Origin of the sequence: Polaromonas sp. JS666 (assembly GCF_000013865.1) — a bacterium.
Lineage (GTDB): Bacteria > Pseudomonadota > Gammaproteobacteria > Burkholderiales > Burkholderiaceae_C > Polaromonas.
Window position 1 is genome coordinate 1,340,589 of sequence record NC_007948.1, and the last position, 20,548, is coordinate 1,361,136.

The following is a 20,548-nucleotide window of genomic DNA, read 5'->3' on the forward strand; positions in this document are numbered from 1 at the left end:
CGATGCTATATTGACCATTCACACCCACACAGTTGACTATGTCTTTTAACGAAAAATTTGACCAGCACGGCGCATGGCGACGCGGATTTGCCCTGCGGCTGAAGTTGCTTGCCGAGTGGATGAAAGACCACGACCTGCTCGACGCGGCAGTGGAAGAGCGGCTGCACAGGCTGGAGTCGCAGGTGCGCTCCGACAAGGTCATGGTGGCTTTTGTGGCGGAATTTTCGCGTGGCAAATCCGAGCTGATCAATGCCATCTTCTTTGCCGGCTATGGCCGCCGCATCATGCCGGCGAGCGCTGGCCGCACTACCATGTGCCCGACCGAGCTGGGCTACGACGCCGATGTGCCACCCTGCCTGCGCCTGTTGCCGATCGAGACGCGCCTGAAGTCCCAGGCGCTGATGGAATGGCGCATGGTGCCCGAAAAGTGGACGCGCGTTGACCTGGACGTGAACGACCCGGCCCAGCTGGCGCAGGCCCTCGAGAAGGTCGCCGAGGTTCGGCATGTCACCCAGGAAGAGGCCCGCTTGCTCGGATTCTGGAACGACAGCACGCCGGAAGACAACCCCCTGGTGGGCGCCGATGGCTTGATCGAAGTGCCGAAGTGGCGTCATGCGCTGATCAACATCGCGCATCCGCTGCTCAAGCAGGGTCTGGTTATCCTCGATACGCCGGGCCTGAATGCGATAGGCGCCGAGCCTGAGCTGACCGTCAGCCTGATCCCTCAGGCGCATGCGGTGGTGTTCATCCTCGCCGCTGATACCGGTGTGACCAAATCCGACCTGTCCATCTGGCGCGAACACCTGATCACCGAGGGTGACGCCAGCGACGCGCGCCTGGTGGTGCTGAACAAGATCGACACCATGTGGGATGCCTTGAGCACACCCGAGCAGGTGCAGGCGCAAATTGACCGGCAAAGGGTGACATCGGCCGAAATCCTGGGGCTGCCCGAGTCGCAGGTCATTCCGGTTTCTGCGCAAAAAGGATTGCTTGCCAAGGTGACGGGCGACAAGGCGCTTTTGCAGGCCAGCCGCTTGCCGGTGCTTGAGCTCGCATTGGCCCAGGGCGTGATGGGCCAGCGCCAGAAGATCCTGCGCACGGCAGTGGCCGGCGGTATTGGCGAGCTGAGAATCGAGGCGGGGCGCGCCATGCACATTCGCCGGCGTGACCTGGCCGAGCAGATGATCGAGCTGCGCGGCCTGAGAGGCAAGAACATCTCCGTGATCAAGCACATGCGCACGCGCATCGAGCAGGAGCAGGGCGAATTTGACACCAGCGGCGCCAAAATACATGCCGTGCGGTCCGTGCACCTCAAATTGCTTCGGGAAATGTTTACCCTGCTCAGCACGCCAACGCTGAAGGCCGAGTTGGCCGAACTGACGGCGACGCTCAAGAAGTCGGGTATCAAACTCGGCGTGAGGAAGGCTTACGGCCAGACCTTTTCCCGGCTGCGCGAGGGCCTGCAGAAGTGCCAAATTCTCAGTGGCGAAATCCAGTCCATGCTGACCGCCTCTTTTCGGCAGTTGAATGCTGAATTCAGCTTCTCGCTGCAGGCGCCCAAGGAGCCTGAGCTGGTCCGGTACGTCAACGACCTGGAACTGATACAGCGCAGCCACCTGCAATACCTGGGGGTGAGCAATATCCTGAAACTGTCGCAGGCCGAGTTTTCCGAGCGGCTGGTTCGGGCGCTGGCCACGCGCCTGCGGGTGGTGTACGAGTCCGCCTTGGGCGAAGTGGAACTCTGGAACAAGTCAGCAGCATCACAGCTGGACGCGCAGCTGCGCGAGCGGCGCCGCAATTTCGGGCGCAGGCTCGAAGCGATCGAGCGTATCCAGCAGGCAGCATCCGGCCTGGACGAGCGCATTGCCGAGATTGAGGACCAGGAGAATGTCCTCAATGAGCTCGACACCAAGCTCAAAGAGCTGACCGAGCATCTGATGGGCGGGCCTGCAACCCATCCCAAGGCAGAAGAGCCGGCGGTCGCCATGGAACAGGCGGCGATGAGCCAGGCAGCCTGACCCGTGGTCCCTCACCGCTGATGAAGGCCGCAGGCGTTACGCGCAAAGGCCGGCCGACGAATCCGCCTGCTCGTGAGCCACGCGGGAATCCGGACGTTGTGCCATCGACCCTGGTAGGGTTTTCCGGTGAAATCGTGCGCTGGCAGGCCACGCATGGGCGCAATAGCCTGCCCTGGCAAAACACGCGCGACCCCTACCGCGTGTGGCTGTCGGAGATCATGCTCCAGCAGACCCAGGTCGCGACCGTGCTCGACTACTACGCCCGGTTTTTGCAGCATTTCCCCGCAGTCAGCGACCTGGCCGCTGCCTCGCAGGATGAGGTGCTGGCCTTGTGGAGCGGCCTGGGCTACTACAGCCGGGCGCGCAACCTGCACCGGTGCGCACAGGACGTCATGCTGCTGCATGCGGGGCAGTTTCCGCGTACCGCCGAACAGCTTCAGACCTTGCCAGGTATAGGCCGTTCGACCGCAGCTGCCATTGCGTCATTCTGTTTTGGAGAGCGCGTCGCGATTCTGGATGGCAACGTCAAACGGGTGCTCACGCGGGTGCTCGGTTTTTCGGCGGATCTTGCGCAAAGCGCCAATGAACGTGCGCTGTGGGATATGGCGACCAACTTGTTGCCCACACAGGATTTGCCGGACAGCATGCCGCGTTACACGCAAGGGCTGATGGATCTGGGCGCCACGATTTGCGCTGGCCGGCAGCCGCAGTGCCTGCTGTGCCCGGTGCAGAATCTGTGCGGCGGCCGTGCGAGCGGTGAGCCCGAAAAATACCCCGTCAAGACGCGAACGCTCAAGCGCAGTTCGCGGGCGCTGAGCCTGCTATGGGCGCAGAGGCCGGACGGCTCGGTCTGGCTTGAAAAGCGCCCTGCGTCGGGCATCTGGGGCGGGCTGTATTGCCTGCCGGTTTTTGACAGCGAGGACGCGCTGAAGGATTTTTTGCCACCCAGCGTGCACGGCCGGCTGGAGCCTCTGCCGCATTTTGTTCATGTGCTGACGCACAGGGATTTGCATCTGGCCCCGTGGATCGCGGGCTTCCGGGCGGGCCAGGCCATGCCGAAAGCGATGGATGCGGGGGCGCGTGCCGGTGCGTGGTTTGGCCCGGCGCAATGGCCGGGTTTGGGCTTGCCTGCGCCCATCCGCAAACTGCTGCTGCAGGATGCACCGGCGTGAGCGGGATTTTGGCGATGTACCGGACCGTTGCTGCCTGATCAGCCGGCATCCAGTTCGCGGTGCCGTTTCAGGGTGGGCCACTGCCTGCCAAACGACTCGGCCAGCTTTTCCACCAGGTAAACGGAGCGGTGCTGGCCGCCGGTGCAGCCAATGGCCACCGTGACGTAGCTGCGGTGATCGCGCACCAGGGCCTGCAACCAGTGATCAAGGAACTTCTCGATATCCCTGAACATGTCATTCACCTCTGCATGCGCCTTCAGGTAATCGGCGACGGCGAGGTCGCACCCTGTGAGGTGGCGAAGGTCTGGTTCGTAATGCGGGTTGGGGAGCATCCGCACGTCAAAGACATAGTCGGCATCCAGCGGCACGCCGCGCTTGAAGGCAAATGACTCAAACACCAGCGTCAGTTGGGGGGCCGGGGCCGCGATCAGTGACTTCACGTAGGCCTGCAACTGCGAGGCGCGGATCATGCTGGTGTCCAGCACGTGGGATTGCTCGCGCATGTCGCCCAGCAGCTCGCGCTCCAGCTCAATGGCATCGACCAGCGCCCTGTGCTGGTCGGCCGTATCGCCGCGCGACAGCGGGTGAAGCCGGCGGGTCTCGGAAAAGCGCCGGACCAGCGTTTCGGTGTTGGCGTCCAGAAACAGGGATTGCACAGTCACGCCCTGCGCCTGCAACTGCCGCAGCTGCTGCGGAACAAGCGGTAATGACGTGGCACTTCGCACATCCATCGCAATGGCCACTTTTCGGGGGCCGTGCTGATGCTCAAGGGCCACAAAGGGCGTCAGCAGTTCCGGTGGCAGGTTGTCCACGCAGTAATAGCCGGCGTCTTCCAGCGCGTGCAGGGCCACGGACTTGCCCGAGCCCGACATGCCGGTGATGAGAACCATTTCCAGTGCCATCACTGGCCCAGCATTTCCTTGGCGTGCGCCAGCGTGGTGCCCGACAGCCGTTCACCACCCAGCATGCGGCCAACCTCCGCCACGCGTTGTTCGCCGTTGACATGGTCCACGGTGCTGACGGTCGCGCCTTTTTCGGTGCGCTTGGCCACCACCAGATGCTGGTCGGCACACGCGGCGACCTGGGGCAGATGGGTCACGGCCATGACCTGCCGGTCCTTGCCCAGCTGCTTCATCAGGCGGCCCACCGTTTCAGCCACGGCGCCGCCCACGCCCGAATCAACCTCGTCAAAGATCAGGGTTTGCGCCTGGCCCAACTGGCTGGTGGTGACGGCAATGGCCAGGGCGATGCGCGACAGCTCGCCGCCTGACGCGACCTTGCCGACCGGGCGGGGGGTGCTGCCGCTGTGGCCCGCCACCAGAAATTCAGCCTGCTCCAGGCCATGCTGGGCGGGCTGCTCCAGCTTGCCGAGTGCGACGTCAAATTTGCCGCCCTGCATGCCCAAGCCCTGCATGGCTTGCGTGATGGCCCTGGCGAGCAGCGGCGCCGCCTTGCCGCGCGCCTTGGACACCTGGCGCGCTTCGTCCATATAAGCCGAGCGGGCAAGGTGCTCATTTTTTTCCAGCTGAACCAGATCCGCCGCTTCATCGAGCCGGTGCAGGTCACTTTGCCAGGAGGCCAGCAATTCGGGCAGCTCGGCAGGCGTGCGTTTGTAGCGCCTGGCCAGGCTGACCCAGAGAGACAGGCGTTCGTCCAGCTCGGCGAGCCGCTGCGGCTCCAGCTCGGCATGCCTTGCATAGCCGTTCAGTGAATGAACGGCATCTTCGACCTGCGCCAATGCGCTGTTCAAAACCTCGACAAGACCTTTGAATTCCGGCTCTATATGTTCCTGATTTTGTAGCGACGAAATGGCGCGGCCAAGCAGCGCTGTGGCGTTGTCGTCGGCCTCCTGCAGTGCGTCGACGGCGGTCTGCACCGCATCGCGCAAGGCCTGGGCATTCGACAGGCGACTGTGCTGGGTGTTGAGCTCGTCCCATTCGTCCACGCCCGGTGCCAGCTTGTCCAGCTCACCGATCTGCCAGGCCAGGCGTTCGCGTTCACGCTGCAGGCTGTCCTGGGCGGCGCGCGCGTCCGCCAGTGTTTTCTGGGCCGTGCGCCACGCTTGCCAGCACTGGGAGAGCTTGACTGTTGACAGGTCCGCATAGGAGTCCAGCAGGCCGCGTACGGCGTCGGGACGCGTCAGGCTTTGCCAAGCGTGCTGGCCGTGTATGTCTACCAGCTGGTCGGCGATTTCCTTGAGCTGGGTGGCGGTCGCCGCGCTGCCATTGATCCAGGCCCGGCTTTTCCCCTGGGAATCAATGGTTCGGCGCAGCAGCAGACTGCCATCGGCCTGGAAGCCGGCCTGCTCCAGCCAGGGCGCCAGGCTGGCGGGGCTGTCAAATTCCGCACTGATCTCGCAGCGCGCAGCGCCTTCACGGACCACGCCGGCATCGGCGCGTGAGCCCAGGGCCAGCTGCAGGGCGTCAATCAATATCGATTTACCGGCCCCGGTTTCACCGGTGAGGACGGTGAATCCGTCCGACAGGTCCAGGTCCAGCGCGTGGACGATCACAAAATCGCGGAGCGAGATGCTTTTAAGACTCATAAAGTTAAATCCGGGGCCAGGTGATCAGCCGGAGCGCTTCAGGCCACGCCTTCATTCCAGTGCAGCTTTTTGCGCAAGGTATCAAAATAACTCCATCCCTTGGGGTGCAGGAAACGCATCTGGTGCTCTGAGCGCCTGACGGTGATCCGGTCGCCGTGCAGCAAGGTGGCCAGCGACTGCATGTCAAAGTTGGCGCTGGCATCCCGGCCCGCCACTATTTCAACGGTAATTTCCCCCGCATCTGACAGCACGATGGGCCTGTTTGACAAGGTATGCGGAGCGATGGGCACCAGCACCCAGCCGGGAATCGAAGGGTGCAGCAAGGGGCCGCCGGCGGAGAGGGCATAGGCGGTCGAGCCGGTGGGAGAGGCAATGATCAGGCCGTCAGCGCGCTGGTTGGCCACAAAGCGGCCATCAACTTCCACACGCAGCTCCACCATGCCAGCCGTTGCGCCGCGATTGACCACGACGTCATTCATGGCCGTTGCGCTGAAGACGCAGCGCCCGTCGCGCACCACCTTGGCCTGCATCATCCAGCGCCGATCTTCCTCAAACTCGCCGCGCAGCATGGGTTTGAGCGTGTCCTGGTAATCCTCAAACGCGATGTCGGTGATGAAGCCGAGCCGGCCCTGGTTGATGCCCACCAGCGGAATGCCGAACTGGGCCAGTAGCCGGCCGATGCCCAGCATGGTTCCGTCGCCGCCAACCACCAGGGCGAGGTCGCACTGGGCGCCTATGCCGGCCGCATCCAGCGTGGGGAATTGCGTCAGGCCGGTGTTGCTGGCGGTGTCCTGCTCAATCGCCACATCGCAGCCCTGTGTGCCCAGAAAGTGTGCAATGTCTTCCAGCGCAGAACGGGACCCCTGGGCGTGGTACTTGCCGATCAGTGCGACATGGCGAAATTGCGATTTCATCGGCAAATTACATCACAACATGGTGATAGAAGCTTCGTAGAATGTCAGTATGCTTGATGATCGTGCCCGGTTGTTGCTCAAGGCGCTGGTGGAGCGCTACATTGCTGATGGTCAGCCGGTCGGGTCGCGCACGCTGTCCAGGGCCTCCGGTCTTGAACTGTCTCCGGCCACCATACGCAATGTCATGAGCGATCTGGAGGAGCTGGGCCTGATTGTCAGCCCGCATACCTCTGCCGGCCGCATCCCAACCGCCCGCGGCTACCGCCTCTTCGTCGACACCATGCTGACCACGCAGCGCGACCAGCTTTCGGCTGGGCACATCACGGCGCCCAGGCTGGCACCCGATCAACCACAGAAGGTGATCAGCAACGCCGCCCACATGCTGTCCAGCCTGTCGCAGTTCGTCGGCGTGGTCATGGCGCCGCGCCGCACGTCGGTGTTCCGGCATATCGAGTTTTTGCGCCTGTCGGAAAAACGGTTTCTTGTGATCATCGTCTCACCGGACGGCGACGTGCAAAACCGCGTCATCTTTACCGAGGCAGACTACACGCAGTCCCAGTTGATCGAAGCCTCCAACTTCCTCAATTCGCACTATGCGGGCATGGCTATTGAAGAAGTGCGGGAGCGCCTGCAAAATGAGGTGGAAGCGCTCAGGGGCGAAATTGCCACGTTGATGCAGGCTGCCGTCCAGGTGAGTTCCGAGGCCATCGAATCGCGCGACGAGGTGGTGGTGTCAGGCGAACGCAATCTGCTGGCCGTCAGCGATTTTTCCAGCGACATGGGCAACCTGCGCAAGCTCTTTGATCTTTTTGAGCAGAAGGCTCAACTGATGCGCCTGCTCGATGTGTCAAGCCGCGCCGAGGGCGTGCGCATTTACATTGGCGGCGAAAGCCAGGTCATTCCCTACCAGGAACTCTCGGTGGTGACGGCACCTTACGAGGTGGACGGCCAGGTCGTGGGAACGCTGGGCGTCATCGGCCCCATGCGCATGCCGTACGAAAAAATGATCCAGATTGTCGATATCACCTCCAAACTGGTCAGCACGGCCCTGAGCCACAGCAAGTAGGCCCTTACAATCTGCCTGTCGATGGGGGGCGTTAGCTCAGTTGGTTAGAGCAGAGGACTCATAATCCTTTGGTCGTTGGTTCAAGTCCAACACGCCCTACCACCCAGAAGTCTTATAAACAAAGGAAAGCCTGCTATTCAATAGATAGCAGGCTTCTTTTTTTCGACTGTCCTGGGTGCACTGGTGTCTGTAAGGTGTCTATTGATCTATGGTCATGCGTGGACACAGGAAACCAGATACCATAGATTCCCCCTAGGATCACACGCACTGGAGGAAGCCATGACTAGCGTCAGATGGGAGACCGTCACCGACGACGGTACCGCAGAGTTTCAGGTCCAATACGGTGGGAAGACAGCGAAGATCAAGCTTGAAGGACTGGACACGACGGGATGGCAGGAAGAACCCGCTCCACCGTGGACGGAGTTCTACCTGAAGTGCTTCAAGGAGCTGTTCGACGCGATCCAAGCCAAGGACACACACTGGACGGATCGCCACCCCGGCGGTAAAGGGTGACCCCGGTCACCAGCGCGGCGTCAACGTTGGCTGCCAGCCTTGCACCCCGGCGTCGGGGAATAGCGCCAGCACTGCCTCACGTCGGCGCTCCAACTCATCCAGGCTGATGGCGTAGACCATGCCATAGCCGGCGCAGTGTGAACATTGGCTGAACGCGTCCGCCAGGCCGGTGCCGTCGCAGCGCGGGCAGGGGTCGGATACGTCGTTGCCGAGAATACGGCGCGTCTCGTCGAGGTAGAGGTACTTTTCCCTGATGCCGCAAAGCAGCATCCGGCGGGTGCGAATGGCGAAGCCGCTGAAAGGCGTTGCACGGTCGGAATAGTGTTGCATGGCTGCACCCCCGTAGGTCCCCCCATCGTGCCAGCGGATCGGCCGGGCGGCAAGAGGTAGGCAGGGCGAGGCCGCTGACGACCCGTGCCGGAAACCACTGACCATTCCACGAAGTTATTCTGCTCAAGACTGAAGACGGAAGTAGCGGAATTAAAACTTCCTGCCCGATACCGGCCGGTCATTCGGGCTGTAATTGTTTTGGTCAGCCATGGAGCGACGATTTCGTACACTGGAGCCCCCGCATTCGACCGGACCTTGGCTAATTCTCCCGAAGGCGGAGGTTGATCCCCCAAATGGGGATGCCGTTCACATTTTTGCGGTGAAGACAAGCAGCCCACTGTTAGAACAATCATTTAACAAAAATTCACGGAGGAACTGTATGAGCCACTGGATCGATAGAGTCCGTCACACTCCTTGCTCTAGCTGGTTTGATTTTTGTCGCCTTTTTGGTGGCGTTTCCCGGGGTAATTGGTTCGGGCTCTTCGGCTGACCGGGTTGGCCAGCAGAAGGTTCTTGAGCCTAAAGCTGATGTCGGGTTGCAAGGGAATGTCAATGCCACTTCGGATAAGAAAAAAGAGGCGCAACCAGAATTCAAAGCAACTGCTGAAGTGGCGAGCAAACCACATACAGAAGCAGAGTTTTATCAAGGCCTTGCAACTAGAGTTTTCCTGTCCATAACCTTTGGCATCTTCGCAGCATACGCCGGACGACAAGCAAGTCGGTTTTTTGAGATGGAGCAAAAGAATAGAAAGTTGGCGCTTGAACTTGAAGCACTTGGCCCATTTATAGAGCCTTTAGATAAGTCGGATAGGGATAAGTTTAGAGTGCAAATTGGAGACCGCTCCTTTGGGGTGCCGGATCATGACGCGTCCAAGCCCAAAGAAGATGATCCGGTAACACTTGCTGGGTGGATCAAATCCAAAGATGGAATAGAGGCCATCACCAATCCGATAAAGGAGGTCTTGAAAGCTCTGAAGATAGGTAACTGAACCGTTCGGTGCAGCACCAGCGATGACGTTACAACAAATTGCGCCTGTGATGCGCTGCGAGACGAGCCAGGTAGCCGTCATGGGCCTTGCGCCTTGCGTCGATGACCTCGGGACGGGCCTGTGAGCGTCCCTGCTCGGCTGAGCCGCCGCGATAAATCTGCAGGGTCTCGGTTCGGGTTTCCTCGACGACTTCCTGGCCGCGCAGGTCGGGAATCGAATAGGTCGGGAACTCGTCCAGCGGCGGGAGTTCGGACGCAGGCTCAGGTTCGGGGGCTTGAGCAGGGGCGGCTTCGATGATGTCCACTGGCGCGGCTGAGCCGGCCTGTTGGCGAGCGATCGCTAGGACATATGAAATTCTCATTGCGACGGCGCGCAAGTCATGGGGCTCGAACGGTGTGCTCTCGGCTTCCTCGGTCTCGCTGCGCGGTGGCGGCACCAGCCTCATCAAGTGCTTGCAGAACTCATCCTCGTGCGCGCGGGCATAGGCAAGGAGCCAGCGGCGCCCGCCCAAGGCTTTATAGACGGCGAGCAGATCACCTTTCACCCGTTCCGTGACGGCGTTGGGTGTACCGACCTGCCGGCCGCCAGTCTTGACCCTGGTCATCGTTCAACCCTCCGGGGGCGGGGCATCCGTGTTGACAAAAACGGATGTGAGGTTGCCGCTGTCGTCGTAGCGAAAGCACACCCGGGTGTGAAGGGTCCGGGGCAGCTGATTGAACCCTGGCACCAAGCACGTCAGGGCCTCGATCAGCGCGCGAGCCTCTAGGAAACAGCCTTCCTGCGTCGAAAATTCGTCGCCTTTGTAGTAAAGCATTTTTTACCTCCGATTAATAGGCGCCGGGCCGTAGCTCGGAAGCCGATGGCTGCCGTCATCCGGCACCCAGCGCGTCATGAGCCCGCTGGCGTCCCTTTGGATTAGCAGACGCTGACCGTTGATGACGATTGCGCGCGCAAGCCCCGCGCCATCCCTTTGGATTGAAACCTCCGGCGCCTTTAACGGAGGGGCTGCGCGGCGCTCCAGGGCGCGTAGGCGGCGTTCGAGGTCGGGTGAAGGGGAATGCACAGGGCGTAGTGGTTGCGCGGCGCGTAGGGCCGCCTGATGGCCGGTGAGGGCCTTCGCGACCTCGGCCTCGACCACCTTCGCGATTTCTTTCCGCAGCGCACCGGCCAGGCCATCGGTCAGGCCATCGGGCGAAGGCCTGGCCTGCTTGGCGACGAGCCGGCGTTCAAGGATTTGAATCACGCCCATGATTAGCTCGACGCCACGCTAACAGTCGCACTGATGGGGCCGGCAAACCCGGTGCTCGTCGAAAGTGACGAGACCCGGTGCCAGGTAACCGCGCTCGAACCCGCAGTGCTGACGCTGGCGTGGACCAACAGGTCGCCAACCCGCAGGCCAATGCACGCGCCGTGTGCCGTGGAGAGGCTGCCCCGGCCGGCACCAGTGAAAAAATTTGGCGCCTCGATCTCGCTGTGGGAATGCGTGCTCTGATACGCGAACACGCCACCGCCGCCCGAAAGATCAAACGACATGATCTGGCGTGCAGGGTTGGATGAACTTGAATAAGCCATGGTGAATCTCCTTATGAATCGTCACGGAGGTGCAGCAGCGCTAAATAACGTGCCTGCATCAGGGGGCTGCGGTTGTAACGGGCGCGGTCAGTGCGCAGAGCGTGTTCTATTTCGGCAATCTCCAGTGCGAGATTGCCACCAGTGGGCATCGGGCCGACCGCTTCGGCATGCAGGGCCTGTATCACGCCCGCATCATTCGCGGCGAGTTTTCCGCCAGGCAGCACTGCGTTTTCGAGCTTCTGGCGCGCCGCTGCAGGCAGGTTTCTCACGTACTGACGCACCAGTGCCAGGCGGGGCTCAAGCTCATGCCCCCAGGCGACGCGTAAAACGTCCATCCCGTCTTCCCGGTCGCTTTCGCTCCGTTCATCAATCTGAGCGAGTTCCGAATCGCTGAAGGTATCGGTAGTGCGCTGCTGCTGTTGCTGCGACTGCTGCTGATACACCCGGGCAGAAAGGGCGTGATACCAATGAAGAATTGCATATGCGCTCGACTGCGGCAGGCCGCGCTGCGCCATGGCGTTGGCAAAAAAAGTCACGAGCGCGTGATCTTCTTTTAGGAACGCCAAGTTGCGCAGGTCATAGTTATGGGTTGCGACCACGTTGCGCGGCGCCGGGGTCATGGCCGCCATCTGCTTGAATAAATCGATTGCGAACCGCGTGTGTGCGGCAGGGATAGCACGCGACATATCGCGCGCAAAGGTTTCAGTGATCTGCACCATGGCCTGCTGCACCGCCTGCGGCGACGTGCCGGGCGATAGCTGCTGCCCGAAGACAGTCGGCGCGGCGGTGTGGCCGTGTTCGGCGCGGTCGTCGAGAAGGTCGAGGGCAGAGCCTGCGGGCGCACTTGGCAACAGCGGTCCTGCTGGCGCGTATGGCACCAACTCGCCACTACCTTGAGAGGCCGGCAGCATGTCGTCGTAATCGTTCATGATGCGGGCACCTCTTCAATACGTCCTACTTGAGACTGCAGGCGACGCCACGCCCTGCGGCAACGCGAATGAATGAAGCTGCCAGACACCAGCTGGCCGTATGCATCAACGTCTGACTCAAGCTCGGGCACCAGGCTGGCGGCCTCGCGCAGCAGGCAGTAGCGGCACACCCCAGCGCGGGGAGGGTGCTGCAGCCTTAAACGCGCAGCCCCAAGGCCGCCCGGTTGTTGGTCCACCAGTCGCACCAAACCGTCCGAGCCAAACCACAAAGCAACGTCCCGCTCGAACAGCGCCTGCTGAACAAGGGCGGAGCGTAGCGCGGTTTCGACTTCGGCCGCACGCCGCTCGGCTTTCATCGAAACCGCGATCTGGCGGGCCAGCGCATCGACGGGGGTGCGCAAAGCGGCGTGCGCGATGGCGGTCGCCTGCGCGTGTCGCATGACCTGGTCGTTGAAGGGGCTCATGATCGCAGGGCCTCAATGATCCACATGCACGCCTCACCTTTGGTTTGGAATTCTGCGCGCAGCACTTCGCTGCCGCGCAGGATTCCCCACAATCGTTCGGGGCCTAAGAATTCGCAGGTATGGCCGGCCGGCAAGGCGTCCACCGTGTGCGGATGCAGTGGCGGCAGATCGATTTTTCGCAACAGGACAAGTACGGCATAATTTTGCCCGCAGTCGCGGACCAGCAGCTCGGCCCACCACGAGCTATCTTCGGGCTGAACCTCGATCAGATCGCGGCGACTAAGGCGGTCCGCCACCAGGGGCCAGAAGTCAGCGCACTGCAGGGCTTCGACGGTGGTGTCGTTTGTCACGATGGCCGTCCAGCTATTGCGTTTTGCTTCGGCCAGGGCGAGCTGCGAGGGCTTGAGCTGCGGAAAGCGCGGACGCGGCTTGATTTGCAGCTCAACCGGGGCATCGATGGTGGCGGTTTTCATGCGACTAACTCCTCAAAAATAATTGTTAGTCTGAAGATGCGGGGACATGGTGTCAAAGTTTCTGGTCCAGAAGTTCGGTGTCCAAAATGTCCTGGATCAACTCCACGCTGGGCAGTTTCTTGCCGAGCCCGTAATGCCCTTCCTTGGTGGCGATCTGGGTTTCGATCCACCCCGCACGCTCTTCGGGCGGCAATACACCCAGGGGCGCGGCGATGTCGGCCGCCGCGTCCTTGACCGCCTCTACCACCCTGGCCCTGCGCGCCGCGCGCGCCCTGGCGCCGCGCTCATAGTCGGCGGCGCGGCGGCGATTCAGCTCAGCGTTGCCGGCGTAGAGCCAGGCCCGCGCCTCGGGTGACACGGCTTCGAGCTCGCGCTCGATTTGGGCTGAGCTGGGGAGGGTTGATTCGGGCTTTTTCATGGTTCATTTCCTTCACAACAGGTACCCTATAGGTACCAAGAAACCGCCCCCAGAACTTCCACAGCCGCCATAGCCGCGCCATTGCTGGGTTTTCGGCACAGCGACAAAAGGACTATGAATCCTTTGGCAGAGAGAAAACATCACAAAATGCTTCTATTTTTGTAGCAATTTCGGGGGCAAATCGGGCGGGAAGCCTTGATTGGCGCGGAGTTGTTGCGTGGGAATTTTTCTACTGTCGTCGCGCGTCATGACTTCGCTCGCTGGGTTAAGACCTCACAAAGCAACCTTTCCAGCAGCGCGGCCTGGGTTTCGCCTGGCTGCCGTTCCGCCATCAGCCGCTGATAAACGGTATCCGGCAGCCAGGTCTTGAGTTGCCGATACCCCGCCGCTTTGCGCCGCCGCTGAAAGTCTCTTTGCCTTTTTGCGCTATGCGCCGGGGGCTTGGTGGTTGCCACCCGCACCCAGGAGCCGCTCGCCAGCAGCCGGGCCGCGTCGTCAGGCGACAAGACCTCGCGCACGTTCTGGCGTGGTACCAGCAGAGTCGGCTTTTTCATGGGGCTCCTTTTCACATGTTTGGTCTGCTCCGCTGATGCAGGCTGATGCATGCATTTCTCCATTGCAATCTGTATATATATTTATCTTTATTTGAATGTGAACCTGCAATGGTTAGATGCATGCATCAGCCTGCATCACCCTCCCGCAGCGGGGCGCAAACGATTAAAAAATCCCATTTCGCCATTTCCCTGCCAGCTGTCAGCGAGTCCAACGCCCCTGTAAAAACGGCGCTGCCGGCCCTCTACACGCGGGTGGTGCGTTTGTAGATCCGGCAGCGCCGCACGCAGGTCGCGGCCGAACGTTGCTTCAGTGCCGTGGTGCTCCCAGCCGTGGGCTTGGCACCAGAGACGCCACGCCTGAAAAAGCCGGCCACGTTCGACCTCGGCGCCGGGTGTCACGACACAGGATTCCCGCAAAAATGCGCCGACTGGCGAACCCAAGTCTTCCAGCTCGCGGACCAGTTCCGACGCCGCAGCGGGTTGGCGAAATTGCCCCCGTTGGCACAGTCGTTCCAGACCGTTTAACGACCAATTCAAAATTGCAGGCAGCTCGCGCAGAAGCCGATCCGCCAGGCCCAAGTCCTCGGAGCCCAGCCATGACCGCGTGAGCCGCAATACGATGAACCGAGACGCCAAAGCGCCGCTGCTGTCGGCGATGCGGGGTAACTCGTTCGTGAGCAGCACAAAGCGCACGCCGAGCCGGCCCGTCCAGGCGCTGATGTGTTTCCGATCGACCGTCAACGTGTCCTCGCCCGATACTGCTAAAAGCCTCTCGGCCAGGGCCTGCTGGTCGACCCTGCCGCTCAGGCGCGCGTCCGAGATAACCGCGAGCCGTTTTTCGATCAAAGGCTGCAGGCCGAAATTGGTGCGCAGCGAGTCGAGCGTAGGGCCGACGCAATTGGCCTCGCCGAGCAGCGCGCGCATCACCTTTATAGCCGTCCCCTTGCCTGCGCGCTTCGGTCCGACCACCATCAAAATTTTCTGACGCGAGCTGTCGGCGGTCAGCAGATAGCCGAAGAACTCCTGCAGTGTTTCGCGGGACTCGGCGTCATCCGGCCACAGCTCGCGCAGGAACCGCAGCCAGGCCATCGGCGGTTCGGCATTCGCGTCGTAAGCGAACGGCAATCCCGTGGTTGTGAACAGCTGCGCGTCATGTGGCCGCAGGGTGCGGCTCGGCAGGTGCATGATGCCGTTTGCCATCACCAGCAGGTCGCGCGCATCGGGGTCGCCCTCGCGCTCATTGAGCCAGCACGGCGGCGCGTGATGGCTCGCCAGGTGTGCCGTGGCACGCAGCGCGGCCATCACGTCGCCGACACGTGCGCGGTTCGGGCCGAACGGCTCGGCTCCGTTCTTGCCCAAATATTGCGCGCCTCCGAGATAGGCGTAGATCACCGCTTCGAGGTCGGCGGGCGCCATCGAACGCCATGCGCCCGCGCGCCAGCCGTAGAAGTCGCCGCGCCAGTGCAGCAGCAAAGCGGCGCCGTCCTCGGCGGTGAATTTTTCCGCGACGAGCCGATGGGCGGTCCAGGCCGGCTCGCTGCGCGAGAGGGTGCGCTGCGCACGCAGCTTTGCCAGCAGTGGCCCAGTGTAATCGTGGTCGCCCCGGCCATCCTGCGCGGCCTTCCCGTGAGCGAAGGCCCGCAATGCCGTGGCGATCTCGTGATCATTGAAGCCGCGCATCACCATGAGCGAAGCCAGGCTCATGTCGAGGCCGGACCGGCTCGCATCGTTGAGCCCTCCGGTTTCGCCGTCCCAGCGCGTACGCAGCTTGGGGTCCGCGTGCAGCAGCTCGGCGAAACGCGGTGGTAAGTCGTCGCGCTGCGCGCACGGCACTGCGTGGGGTTCCTTGCGGCCTTTCGCGGCCAGTTGCTGGCGCCACGCACTGAGCGGCGCATCAGGGATCGGCTGAATGTTCGCGATGTCGCCGATCCACGCATAGGGACGTCCCGTGTCTGGGTGGGTCGATGGCGGCAGGACGTCTTGCCATGTCGTGCCATTGCCGCTGGCGCAGCGCAGCTCGCCCCAGGGCAGGGTGCACGACGGCAACGGCTGCGGCAGGCGGTATAGCAGCTTAGCCCGCCCCGGCCGCCCGGAGTGGATACGCACAGCGCCGGGTGCGTTCAGCAGGGCGTCGAGGTCAATGCCGCGCTCAGCGAACCAAGGCCGGGCGAGTGACATGTTGTCGATATCAAGGGCGCAAGTCGGCGGATTGCTGTAGGCGTGGGCCAAACCGATGTTGCACGACCCGTTCAGCTGCGCCTGCGCTTGTTCACTTGTGGTGATGGCGTTTTCGCGAAGGTTCCAGCCCGCCGCGCGCGGGCCTTTCAGGCCGTGCGGGATTGGGACCAGCGCAAAGCCGGCGGCCAGGTAGGCGGCAATTAAGTCATCGCGCGCTGCCATTTGCGCGGCAGGCGCAACTGCGCTATCATTTTCGCAGTTCGTTTCGTTCATGACGAGCTCTCCCGGCCCTCTTGCGCCACCCTCAGGGTGCAAGGGGCTTTTCTTTGACTTATTCGTCGTCCTTCGGCCACGCGATGCCTTCGCGCCTGACGCGCTCAAGCTCTTCGATCGGAATGCGCCTATCGCTTCCGACGAACACATAGCGCAGCAGGCCTTTTTTCATCAGTTCGTAAACCAGCGCGCGCGACACGTCGGCCGCCTCCGCAAAAGCGTTGGGACACAAAAGCCTGCGATCGGGCTTCTTGTCGAGCGCAGCCGCGACGGCGCGTTCGACGGCCGCCGTCAAGTCAGCAATAGAAGGGGTGGGGAAAGTTTCCATTTCGTCAACTCCATGTTTACCAAAACATGGGCTGATCATCCACCCGCACGCGCCAAAAACGCTAATTGGCAGCGCCGCACAAATGCGCATTTGTGTCGGTGCCGTCGGTTGGGACTTAGTGTTTCGCCGGGGCCTTCTGTTTCTCGAAGTCGCGCTCGGCCTGTCGCTCGGAACCGCCGTACAGGCGCCTGATCAGTTCGACGACTTCCTTCTTCGTGAAACCGGCCTCGCAGAGTGCCTTGACATAGTCGAGCCGCGCAGAGGGCGCGACCCGCCCACGCTTGCCCTCGCCGAGTATCTGGAGCACTTCGAGCAGTTCGCGGCGGAATGCTTCATCCGCCGCTGCCTCGTCCACCAGCTCGGCGCGCAGCCGCCGCCGCTTTTCCTTCAGCCCCTCCAGGAACGCGTCAACGCGCTCGGCGTCGCTCGGCTCAGGCTCGGTGTCGAGCAATGTTTTCTTGACGGGCTTCATGGCTCACCCCCTCCGCAGCGGCACGACCTTGCCCGGCGCCTCGCCCTTCGCAATCGCATCGAGCTTTCGCGCCCAGGCTTTCAGCGTGCGCTGCTTCTCGGGCATGTAGTCGTAGCGGTCGTAGTGCTTTTGCTGAACACCGCTGAGGCCGTGGCTCAGCAGTTGGGCGCGCGTGTCGCGTGACACGCCCATGCGGGCCAGCATCGTCTCGCATGTCCTGCGCAGATCGCACATCTGGAACGGTGCACGTGCCTTCTTCGCTTTCACCATGGCCGTGCTGATTTCGTGGACCCGCTTGCTCAATGTCTCGACGCGCACCGGCACCTTGCCCCGGCTGCTGATCAGGTACTTATGGTCGGCGTTCGCCTGCATCAGGCGCTCGACGATTGCCAGGGCGGGGTCGGTCAGCGGGAGCACATGCAGCCGTGGCTGCAGACGTTTCCCCTTGGGGTCGAGCAGCGTGACAGCAGGGCCATCCGGATCAAACTGCGCGGGCTTGAGCCGCAGCAGTTGTGCCAGGCGTTGCCCGCCCAGGTAAAGCGTGAGCCTGATCGCGTCGGTGGCAAGGCCCGGCCGCTCGTCGAGCGCCTTCAGGAAGACGCGCAGCTCGTCCTCGTTCAGCGCCCGCTCGCGCTCCCGATTGAACTGTCTGAGCGACTTCGCCGGCACCAGTGCGGCCGGATTCATCTTGAGGGCAAAGCCGTGCAGCGATGGATGGATTGTCGGGTCGCCTTCGGCTTGCAAGCCCGCTGTGAATGCTGCGGAAAGATAACTGCGCAGTTTCGCGGCCGTGCGTCCCTTACCCTGGTTGATCAACCCGGCCAGGGTGGCGCTCACGTCTTGCTGCACGACTTCCGACGCGCGCTTTGCGGTGAGTTGCGGATGTGCCTCGAACACGTGAAGCTTGAACAGGTTGCCCACTTCCTTGGCCGACATCTTGCCCTGTCGCTCCAGGTGCTGCGTGTAGCCCTTGAGCAGCGCCTGCAGCGAACCGGCCGTAGCCTGTTTTTCATCTTCCCTGCGCTTTGCGGCTGCGGCTTCGATCAGTGCCCGCTGCGCAGCGCGCTCGTGTGCCAGATGGCTGTGCAGATTGCGCACGCCGCTCTGGTAAAGCCTTGACAGCTCTCCCGCGCTCGCGCGCGCGGCGCCGAGCGTGAGGCCGGCGCGACCGCTCTCGTCGTAAGTGCCAAGGTCGAGCTGGTGCTGTGTGCCTTCACACGAGTAGCGGAAGTAGAAGAGGACATGACCACCCGGTCGCGCACGCAGCCGCAGCCTGCCTTCGCCACGCGGGCGCGCCTCGGTGAGCCACACATCGCACTCGTCCTTCTTCGCCTTGCGGATCGCTGCATCGACCGTCTTGATCGTCCAGGTTGTCATGACCTTCCCCTTCGTGTCTGTTCGCAGTCCTTTGGTTGCGCTGGTGTCTGTCTGGTGTCTGTATGGTGTCTGTATGACCGCTGGTCACAGATGGACAGACGTCGACAGGCACAGACAAAGGATACGCCTTCAGGCGTTGATTTTCAAGGGTTTTTTCAACAGGCGGCGACAGGGGAAAACAGAGGCAAACACGGCTGGACAGCGTATTTGAGGACTCATAATCCTTTGGTCGTTGGTTCAAGTCCAACACGCCCTACCAGTGTATTTGCGCCTCAGCCCCGGTTTCGGGTCTGGGGCGTTTCTACAAGCAGGGTTTGTTTCTACAAAACTGGATATCGCGCGAGCCAGGTTTCGGTTGCTCGTCTACTTCGCCCAGGAGGGGGTAAAACCCGAGCGCGAGGTGCGGGCGAATATCACGGAGGGACTCTCGTTCACATCCACCACGAACGGTTCCACAAACCTTCGGCCGCGCGACAGGAAGACCAGTTCGAAGTTCCGTCTGATGGACGGTGAAACATGGGGCTCTTTGCGTTGCCCCACGGACTTGCAATCGTAGGTATACGCCAACCCAAAGGGCGTCCATTCCTCGGGAACCGCCCTGGCGCCCCGGTTGATGCAAACCTTGCTTTCTTCCCATTCGATACTTTCCAGCTTGTCGTCGACAAGAATGCTGGAGATATAACTTTCCTGAAGCGACAGCCGGTTCCCCACCGTCTCCAAAGTCCGCAGATTGCCGTTGATGGAAAAGTCGGTAAGCACATGGGCATAGAGCGGAGGTTTGTCCTCGTCGGTCGTGGCGACAGCCACGCGAAGGAGGCCTGCCAGCGCCGTCAGTTCCTGCTGCTTCCCGGACGTGCTGTCATGTCGTGTCGTCGCTACCGCGCAAAGATTGAAGCCGCCGGAGGTCACCGTGCATTCGTACTCCCGTGAACGCTTGGCGGACATTGACACCATGGTCAGGACACCTTCAAGGGTTCCGCGGTAGCCCATCTTTGGACGGATGCCCGAAAGCTTCGTTGAATCCAGAAGCTTTCTGGAGACTTGTTCTGACAACACAGGTTTGAGTTCTTCAGGCAACGCAAAGGTACTTGCGGCCTCGCGCTGCGCAAAGGCCGGAGTGCTCAAGAAGGCTGACGCCGTCCATAAGGTTACCGCCGAGGCGGAAAAGATTGTGAGAGCAGCGAATGCCTTTAGCGGCGCCTCCAACCGGCTGACGTGACGCATAGGAGTACCCTCAAAGTCGGAGCCGCAGACTTCTAACTTCCAACTTCTAAGTGTTGCGGCATTACCATTTAAATATTACTCTGAAGTTCGTCGTTCCCGGCGGCTTTCAGGCCAGCCCGGTGGAACCGATGCAGTCGATGCGGCCGGTGTTGCAGCGAGTCTGGTGCAAGTCCAACACGCCCTGCAGCCACCAAAGCACAGAAAAAGAAATGACGGAAATGACAGAAATGACTTGCAACACAAGCGCTGCAAGCCATTGGTTCGAGGCTACCCGGATCATCGCGTGAGCGGTGGCATGTCGAGCGTTAGGAGGGCCGGGCCGTTGCGCGTGGCGCCCAGTGTGGCCTGACGCGCTGCCGTCGACTGCAGGATCAGGCCCTCTTCGACTTCACTGCCCACACGAAATGGCCGCGCCGGCTTGCCGTCGATGGCGATCAGTGCGGCGCCTCCGCCGGGGGAGCCGGCCACTACGCCATGGAGGGAAAACCGGCTGGCCATGCTGACTTGTGGCGAGGGTGTTGGGGCTGCTGCGCCCAGCACGCGCGCGACGGCTAGCGGATCGAGGGAAGCGGGGCTCACTGAGGTGACGGGCACCGGCTCGGCCACACCGCGTCCGGGGGCCAGCCGCAGTCCCCAGTACACCAGGCTCGCAGCAGCGAGTGCCCAGACTACCAGCGTAATGGCCCGCAAGCCCAGCCTGCTTTGTGAAAGTATTACCACACAGAGATTATGATGGAAG

24 protein-coding genes and 2 tRNA genes are annotated in these 20,548 nt (G+C 61.8%); 7 read left to right on the top strand and 19 right to left on the bottom strand.

What is annotated here, in order from left to right; translation table 11 throughout:
- Window positions 1–38 precede the first annotated feature (38 nt).
- A complete protein-coding gene (locus tag BPRO_RS06425; RefSeq protein ID WP_011482247.1) occupies window positions 39–2,018 on the top strand; it encodes a dynamin family protein in 1,980 nt (659 codons plus the stop codon).
- A gap of 98 nt (window positions 2,019–2,116) precedes the next feature.
- On the top strand, window positions 2,117–3,190 hold the full coding sequence (mutY, locus tag BPRO_RS06430; RefSeq protein ID WP_011482248.1) for an A/G-specific adenine glycosylase: 1,074 nt from the start codon (window positions 2,117–2,119) through the stop codon (window positions 3,188–3,190).
- A 38-nt stretch (window positions 3,191–3,228) separates the two neighbouring features.
- On the opposite strand, the gene rapZ is transcribed toward mutY, so the two are convergent.
- Genes rapZ through BPRO_RS06445 form a run of 3 tightly spaced genes read right to left on the bottom strand, consistent with a single transcriptional unit; the run spans window position 3,229 to window position 6,649 of the window.
- Entirely contained in the window at window positions 3,229–4,092 is an 864-nt protein-coding gene (rapZ, locus tag BPRO_RS06435; RefSeq protein WP_041388464.1) for an RNase adapter RapZ, read from the bottom strand.
- Window positions 4,092–5,735: a DNA repair protein RecN gene (gene recN / locus BPRO_RS06440; protein WP_011482250.1), complete on the bottom strand. Its 1,644-nt coding sequence runs from the start codon at window positions 5,733–5,735 to the stop codon at window positions 4,092–4,094. The genes rapZ and recN overlap by 1 nt, the downstream gene beginning before the upstream one ends.
- Before the next feature lie 38 nt (window positions 5,736–5,773).
- Window positions 5,774–6,649: an NAD kinase gene (locus BPRO_RS06445; protein ID WP_011482251.1), complete on the bottom strand. Its 876-nt coding sequence runs from the start codon at window positions 6,647–6,649 to the stop codon at window positions 5,774–5,776.
- A gap of 49 nt (window positions 6,650–6,698) precedes the next feature.
- On the opposite strand from BPRO_RS06445, the gene hrcA reads away from it, so the two are divergent.
- The 3 genes from hrcA (at window position 6,699) to BPRO_RS06460 (ending at window position 8,228) form a co-directional block, all read left to right on the top strand.
- Window positions 6,699–7,715 carry a heat-inducible transcriptional repressor HrcA gene (gene hrcA / locus BPRO_RS06450; RefSeq protein WP_011482252.1) on the top strand — a complete coding sequence of 339 codons (1,017 nt, stop codon included), beginning with the start codon at window positions 6,699–6,701 and terminating at the stop codon, window positions 7,713–7,715.
- 25 nt (window positions 7,716–7,740) lie between these two features.
- A tRNA-Ile gene (locus BPRO_RS06455) sits at window positions 7,741–7,817 on the top strand.
- 177 nt (window positions 7,818–7,994) lie between these two features.
- Entirely contained in the window at window positions 7,995–8,228 is a 234-nt protein-coding gene (locus tag BPRO_RS06460) for a hypothetical protein (RefSeq protein WP_041388466.1), read from the top strand.
- A gap of 6 nt (window positions 8,229–8,234) precedes the next feature.
- On the opposite strand, the gene BPRO_RS06465 is transcribed toward BPRO_RS06460, so the two are convergent.
- Window positions 8,235–8,558 (bottom strand): hypothetical protein, encoded by a 324-nt coding sequence (locus tag BPRO_RS06465; protein ID WP_011482254.1) that lies wholly within the window; start codon window positions 8,556–8,558, stop codon window positions 8,235–8,237.
- A 428-nt stretch (window positions 8,559–8,986) separates the two neighbouring features.
- Between BPRO_RS06465 and BPRO_RS29460 the strand changes: the two genes are divergently transcribed.
- Window positions 8,987–9,547 (top strand): hypothetical protein, encoded by a 561-nt coding sequence (locus BPRO_RS29460; protein ID WP_157045743.1) that lies wholly within the window; start codon window positions 8,987–8,989, stop codon window positions 9,545–9,547.
- Between the two features lie 28 nt (window positions 9,548–9,575).
- On the opposite strand, the gene BPRO_RS06480 is transcribed toward BPRO_RS29460, so the two are convergent.
- The 13 genes from BPRO_RS06480 to BPRO_RS06540 all read right to left on the bottom strand — a co-directional run bounded on the left by BPRO_RS06480 (window position 9,576) and on the right by BPRO_RS06540 (window position 18,585).
- Window positions 9,576–10,151 carry a hypothetical protein gene (locus tag BPRO_RS06480; RefSeq protein ID WP_011482256.1) on the bottom strand — a complete coding sequence of 192 codons (576 nt, stop codon included), beginning with the start codon at window positions 10,149–10,151 and terminating at the stop codon, window positions 9,576–9,578.
- 3 nt (window positions 10,152–10,154) lie between these two features.
- On the bottom strand, window positions 10,155–10,361 hold the full coding sequence (locus tag BPRO_RS06485) for a hypothetical protein (RefSeq protein WP_041388473.1): 207 nt from the start codon (window positions 10,359–10,361) through the stop codon (window positions 10,155–10,157).
- 3 nt (window positions 10,362–10,364) lie between these two features.
- Window positions 10,365–10,796, bottom strand: coding sequence for a hypothetical protein (locus BPRO_RS06490; protein WP_011482257.1), 432 nt, complete (start codon window positions 10,794–10,796; stop codon window positions 10,365–10,367).
- A 2-nt stretch (window positions 10,797–10,798) separates the two neighbouring features.
- Window positions 10,799–11,119, bottom strand: coding sequence for a hypothetical protein (locus tag BPRO_RS06495; RefSeq protein WP_011482258.1), 321 nt, complete (start codon window positions 11,117–11,119; stop codon window positions 10,799–10,801).
- 11 nt (window positions 11,120–11,130) lie between these two features.
- Window positions 11,131–12,048, bottom strand: a complete 918-nt coding sequence (locus BPRO_RS06500) for a hypothetical protein (RefSeq protein ID WP_011482259.1) — start codon at window positions 12,046–12,048, stop codon at window positions 11,131–11,133.
- Complete coding sequence (locus tag BPRO_RS06505) at window positions 12,045–12,512, bottom strand: hypothetical protein (protein ID WP_011482260.1); 468 nt, start codon at window positions 12,510–12,512, stop codon at window positions 12,045–12,047. Before BPRO_RS06505 ends, BPRO_RS06500 begins: the two co-directional genes overlap by 4 nt.
- On the bottom strand, window positions 12,509–12,985 hold the full coding sequence (locus BPRO_RS06510) for a hypothetical protein (RefSeq protein WP_011482261.1): 477 nt from the start codon (window positions 12,983–12,985) through the stop codon (window positions 12,509–12,511). The genes BPRO_RS06505 and BPRO_RS06510 overlap by 4 nt, the downstream gene beginning before the upstream one ends.
- A 52-nt stretch (window positions 12,986–13,037) precedes the next feature.
- Window positions 13,038–13,403 carry a hypothetical protein gene (locus tag BPRO_RS06515; RefSeq protein WP_011482262.1) on the bottom strand — a complete coding sequence of 122 codons (366 nt, stop codon included), beginning with the start codon at window positions 13,401–13,403 and terminating at the stop codon, window positions 13,038–13,040.
- A 245-nt stretch (window positions 13,404–13,648) separates the two neighbouring features.
- Window positions 13,649–14,008, bottom strand: a complete 360-nt coding sequence (locus BPRO_RS06520; protein ID WP_198140988.1) for a hypothetical protein — start codon at window positions 14,006–14,008, stop codon at window positions 13,649–13,651.
- A gap of 84 nt (window positions 14,009–14,092) precedes the next feature.
- Window positions 14,093–16,408, bottom strand: coding sequence for a phage/plasmid primase, P4 family (locus BPRO_RS27920; protein WP_011482264.1), 2,316 nt, complete (start codon window positions 16,406–16,408; stop codon window positions 14,093–14,095).
- Window positions 16,409–16,466: 58 nt separating this feature from the next.
- Entirely contained in the window at window positions 16,467–16,736 is a 270-nt protein-coding gene (locus BPRO_RS06530; RefSeq protein WP_011482265.1) for a helix-turn-helix domain-containing protein, read from the bottom strand.
- A 115-nt stretch (window positions 16,737–16,851) separates the two neighbouring features.
- Entirely contained in the window at window positions 16,852–17,208 is a 357-nt protein-coding gene (locus BPRO_RS06535; RefSeq protein WP_011482266.1) for a hypothetical protein, read from the bottom strand.
- A gap of 3 nt (window positions 17,209–17,211) precedes the next feature.
- A complete protein-coding gene (locus BPRO_RS06540; RefSeq protein WP_011482267.1) occupies window positions 17,212–18,585 on the bottom strand; it encodes a tyrosine-type recombinase/integrase in 1,374 nt (457 codons plus the stop codon).
- A 172-nt stretch (window positions 18,586–18,757) separates the two neighbouring features.
- Here BPRO_RS06540 and BPRO_RS06545 point away from each other — a divergent pair.
- A tRNA-Ile gene (locus tag BPRO_RS06545) sits at window positions 18,758–18,844 on the top strand.
- Between the two features lie 104 nt (window positions 18,845–18,948).
- On the opposite strand, the gene BPRO_RS06550 is transcribed toward BPRO_RS06545, so the two are convergent.
- Window positions 18,949–19,809: a hypothetical protein gene (locus tag BPRO_RS06550; RefSeq protein WP_011482268.1), complete on the bottom strand. Its 861-nt coding sequence runs from the start codon at window positions 19,807–19,809 to the stop codon at window positions 18,949–18,951.
- Between the two features lie 276 nt (window positions 19,810–20,085).
- Window positions 20,086–20,529, bottom strand: a complete 444-nt coding sequence (locus tag BPRO_RS06555) for a type II secretion system protein N (protein WP_011482269.1) — start codon at window positions 20,527–20,529, stop codon at window positions 20,086–20,088.
- Window positions 20,530–20,548: the final 19 nt, after the last annotated feature.

Bases quoted from the DNA above. Each gene is read 5' to 3' on its own strand.
- BPRO_RS06425 (WP_011482247.1), top strand. From the start codon at position 39: ATGTCTTTTAACGAAAAATTTGACCAGCACGGCGCATGGCGACGCGGA.
- rapZ (WP_041388464.1), bottom strand. From the start codon at position 4,092: ATGGCACTGGAAATGGTTCTCATCACCGGCATGTCGGGCTCGGGCAAG.
- recN (WP_011482250.1), bottom strand. From the start codon at position 5,735: ATGAGTCTTAAAAGCATCTCGCTCCGCGATTTTGTGATCGTCCACGCG.
- BPRO_RS06445 (WP_011482251.1), bottom strand. From the start codon at position 6,649: ATGAAATCGCAATTTCGCCATGTCGCACTGATCGGCAAGTACCACGCC.
- hrcA (WP_011482252.1), top strand. From the start codon at position 6,699: ATGCTTGATGATCGTGCCCGGTTGTTGCTCAAGGCGCTGGTGGAGCGC.
- BPRO_RS06460 (WP_041388466.1), top strand. From the start codon at position 7,995: ATGACTAGCGTCAGATGGGAGACCGTCACCGACGACGGTACCGCAGAG.
- BPRO_RS06465 (WP_011482254.1), bottom strand. From the start codon at position 8,558: ATGCAACACTATTCCGACCGTGCAACGCCTTTCAGCGGCTTCGCCATT.
- BPRO_RS06480 (WP_011482256.1), bottom strand. From the start codon at position 10,151: ATGACCAGGGTCAAGACTGGCGGCCGGCAGGTCGGTACACCCAACGCC.
- BPRO_RS06485 (WP_041388473.1), bottom strand. From the start codon at position 10,361: ATGCTTTACTACAAAGGCGACGAATTTTCGACGCAGGAAGGCTGTTTC.
- BPRO_RS06490 (WP_011482257.1), bottom strand. From the start codon at position 10,796: ATGGGCGTGATTCAAATCCTTGAACGCCGGCTCGTCGCCAAGCAGGCC.
- BPRO_RS06495 (WP_011482258.1), bottom strand. From the start codon at position 11,119: ATGGCTTATTCAAGTTCATCCAACCCTGCACGCCAGATCATGTCGTTT.
- BPRO_RS06500 (WP_011482259.1), bottom strand. From the start codon at position 12,048: ATGAACGATTACGACGACATGCTGCCGGCCTCTCAAGGTAGTGGCGAG.
- BPRO_RS06505 (WP_011482260.1), bottom strand. From the start codon at position 12,512: ATGAGCCCCTTCAACGACCAGGTCATGCGACACGCGCAGGCGACCGCC.
- BPRO_RS06510 (WP_011482261.1), bottom strand. From the start codon at position 12,985: ATGAAAACCGCCACCATCGATGCCCCGGTTGAGCTGCAAATCAAGCCG.
- BPRO_RS06515 (WP_011482262.1), bottom strand. From the start codon at position 13,403: ATGAAAAAGCCCGAATCAACCCTCCCCAGCTCAGCCCAAATCGAGCGC.
- BPRO_RS06520 (WP_198140988.1), bottom strand. From the start codon at position 14,008: ATGCATCAGCCTGCATCAGCGGAGCAGACCAAACATGTGAAAAGGAGC.
- BPRO_RS27920 (WP_011482264.1), bottom strand. From the start codon at position 16,408: ATGAACGAAACGAACTGCGAAAATGATAGCGCAGTTGCGCCTGCCGCG.
- BPRO_RS06530 (WP_011482265.1), bottom strand. From the start codon at position 16,736: ATGGAAACTTTCCCCACCCCTTCTATTGCTGACTTGACGGCGGCCGTC.
- BPRO_RS06535 (WP_011482266.1), bottom strand. From the start codon at position 17,208: ATGAAGCCCGTCAAGAAAACATTGCTCGACACCGAGCCTGAGCCGAGC.
- BPRO_RS06540 (WP_011482267.1), bottom strand. From the start codon at position 18,585: ATGACAACCTGGACGATCAAGACGGTCGATGCAGCGATCCGCAAGGCG.
- BPRO_RS06550 (WP_011482268.1), bottom strand. From the start codon at position 19,809: ATGCGTCACGTCAGCCGGTTGGAGGCGCCGCTAAAGGCATTCGCTGCT.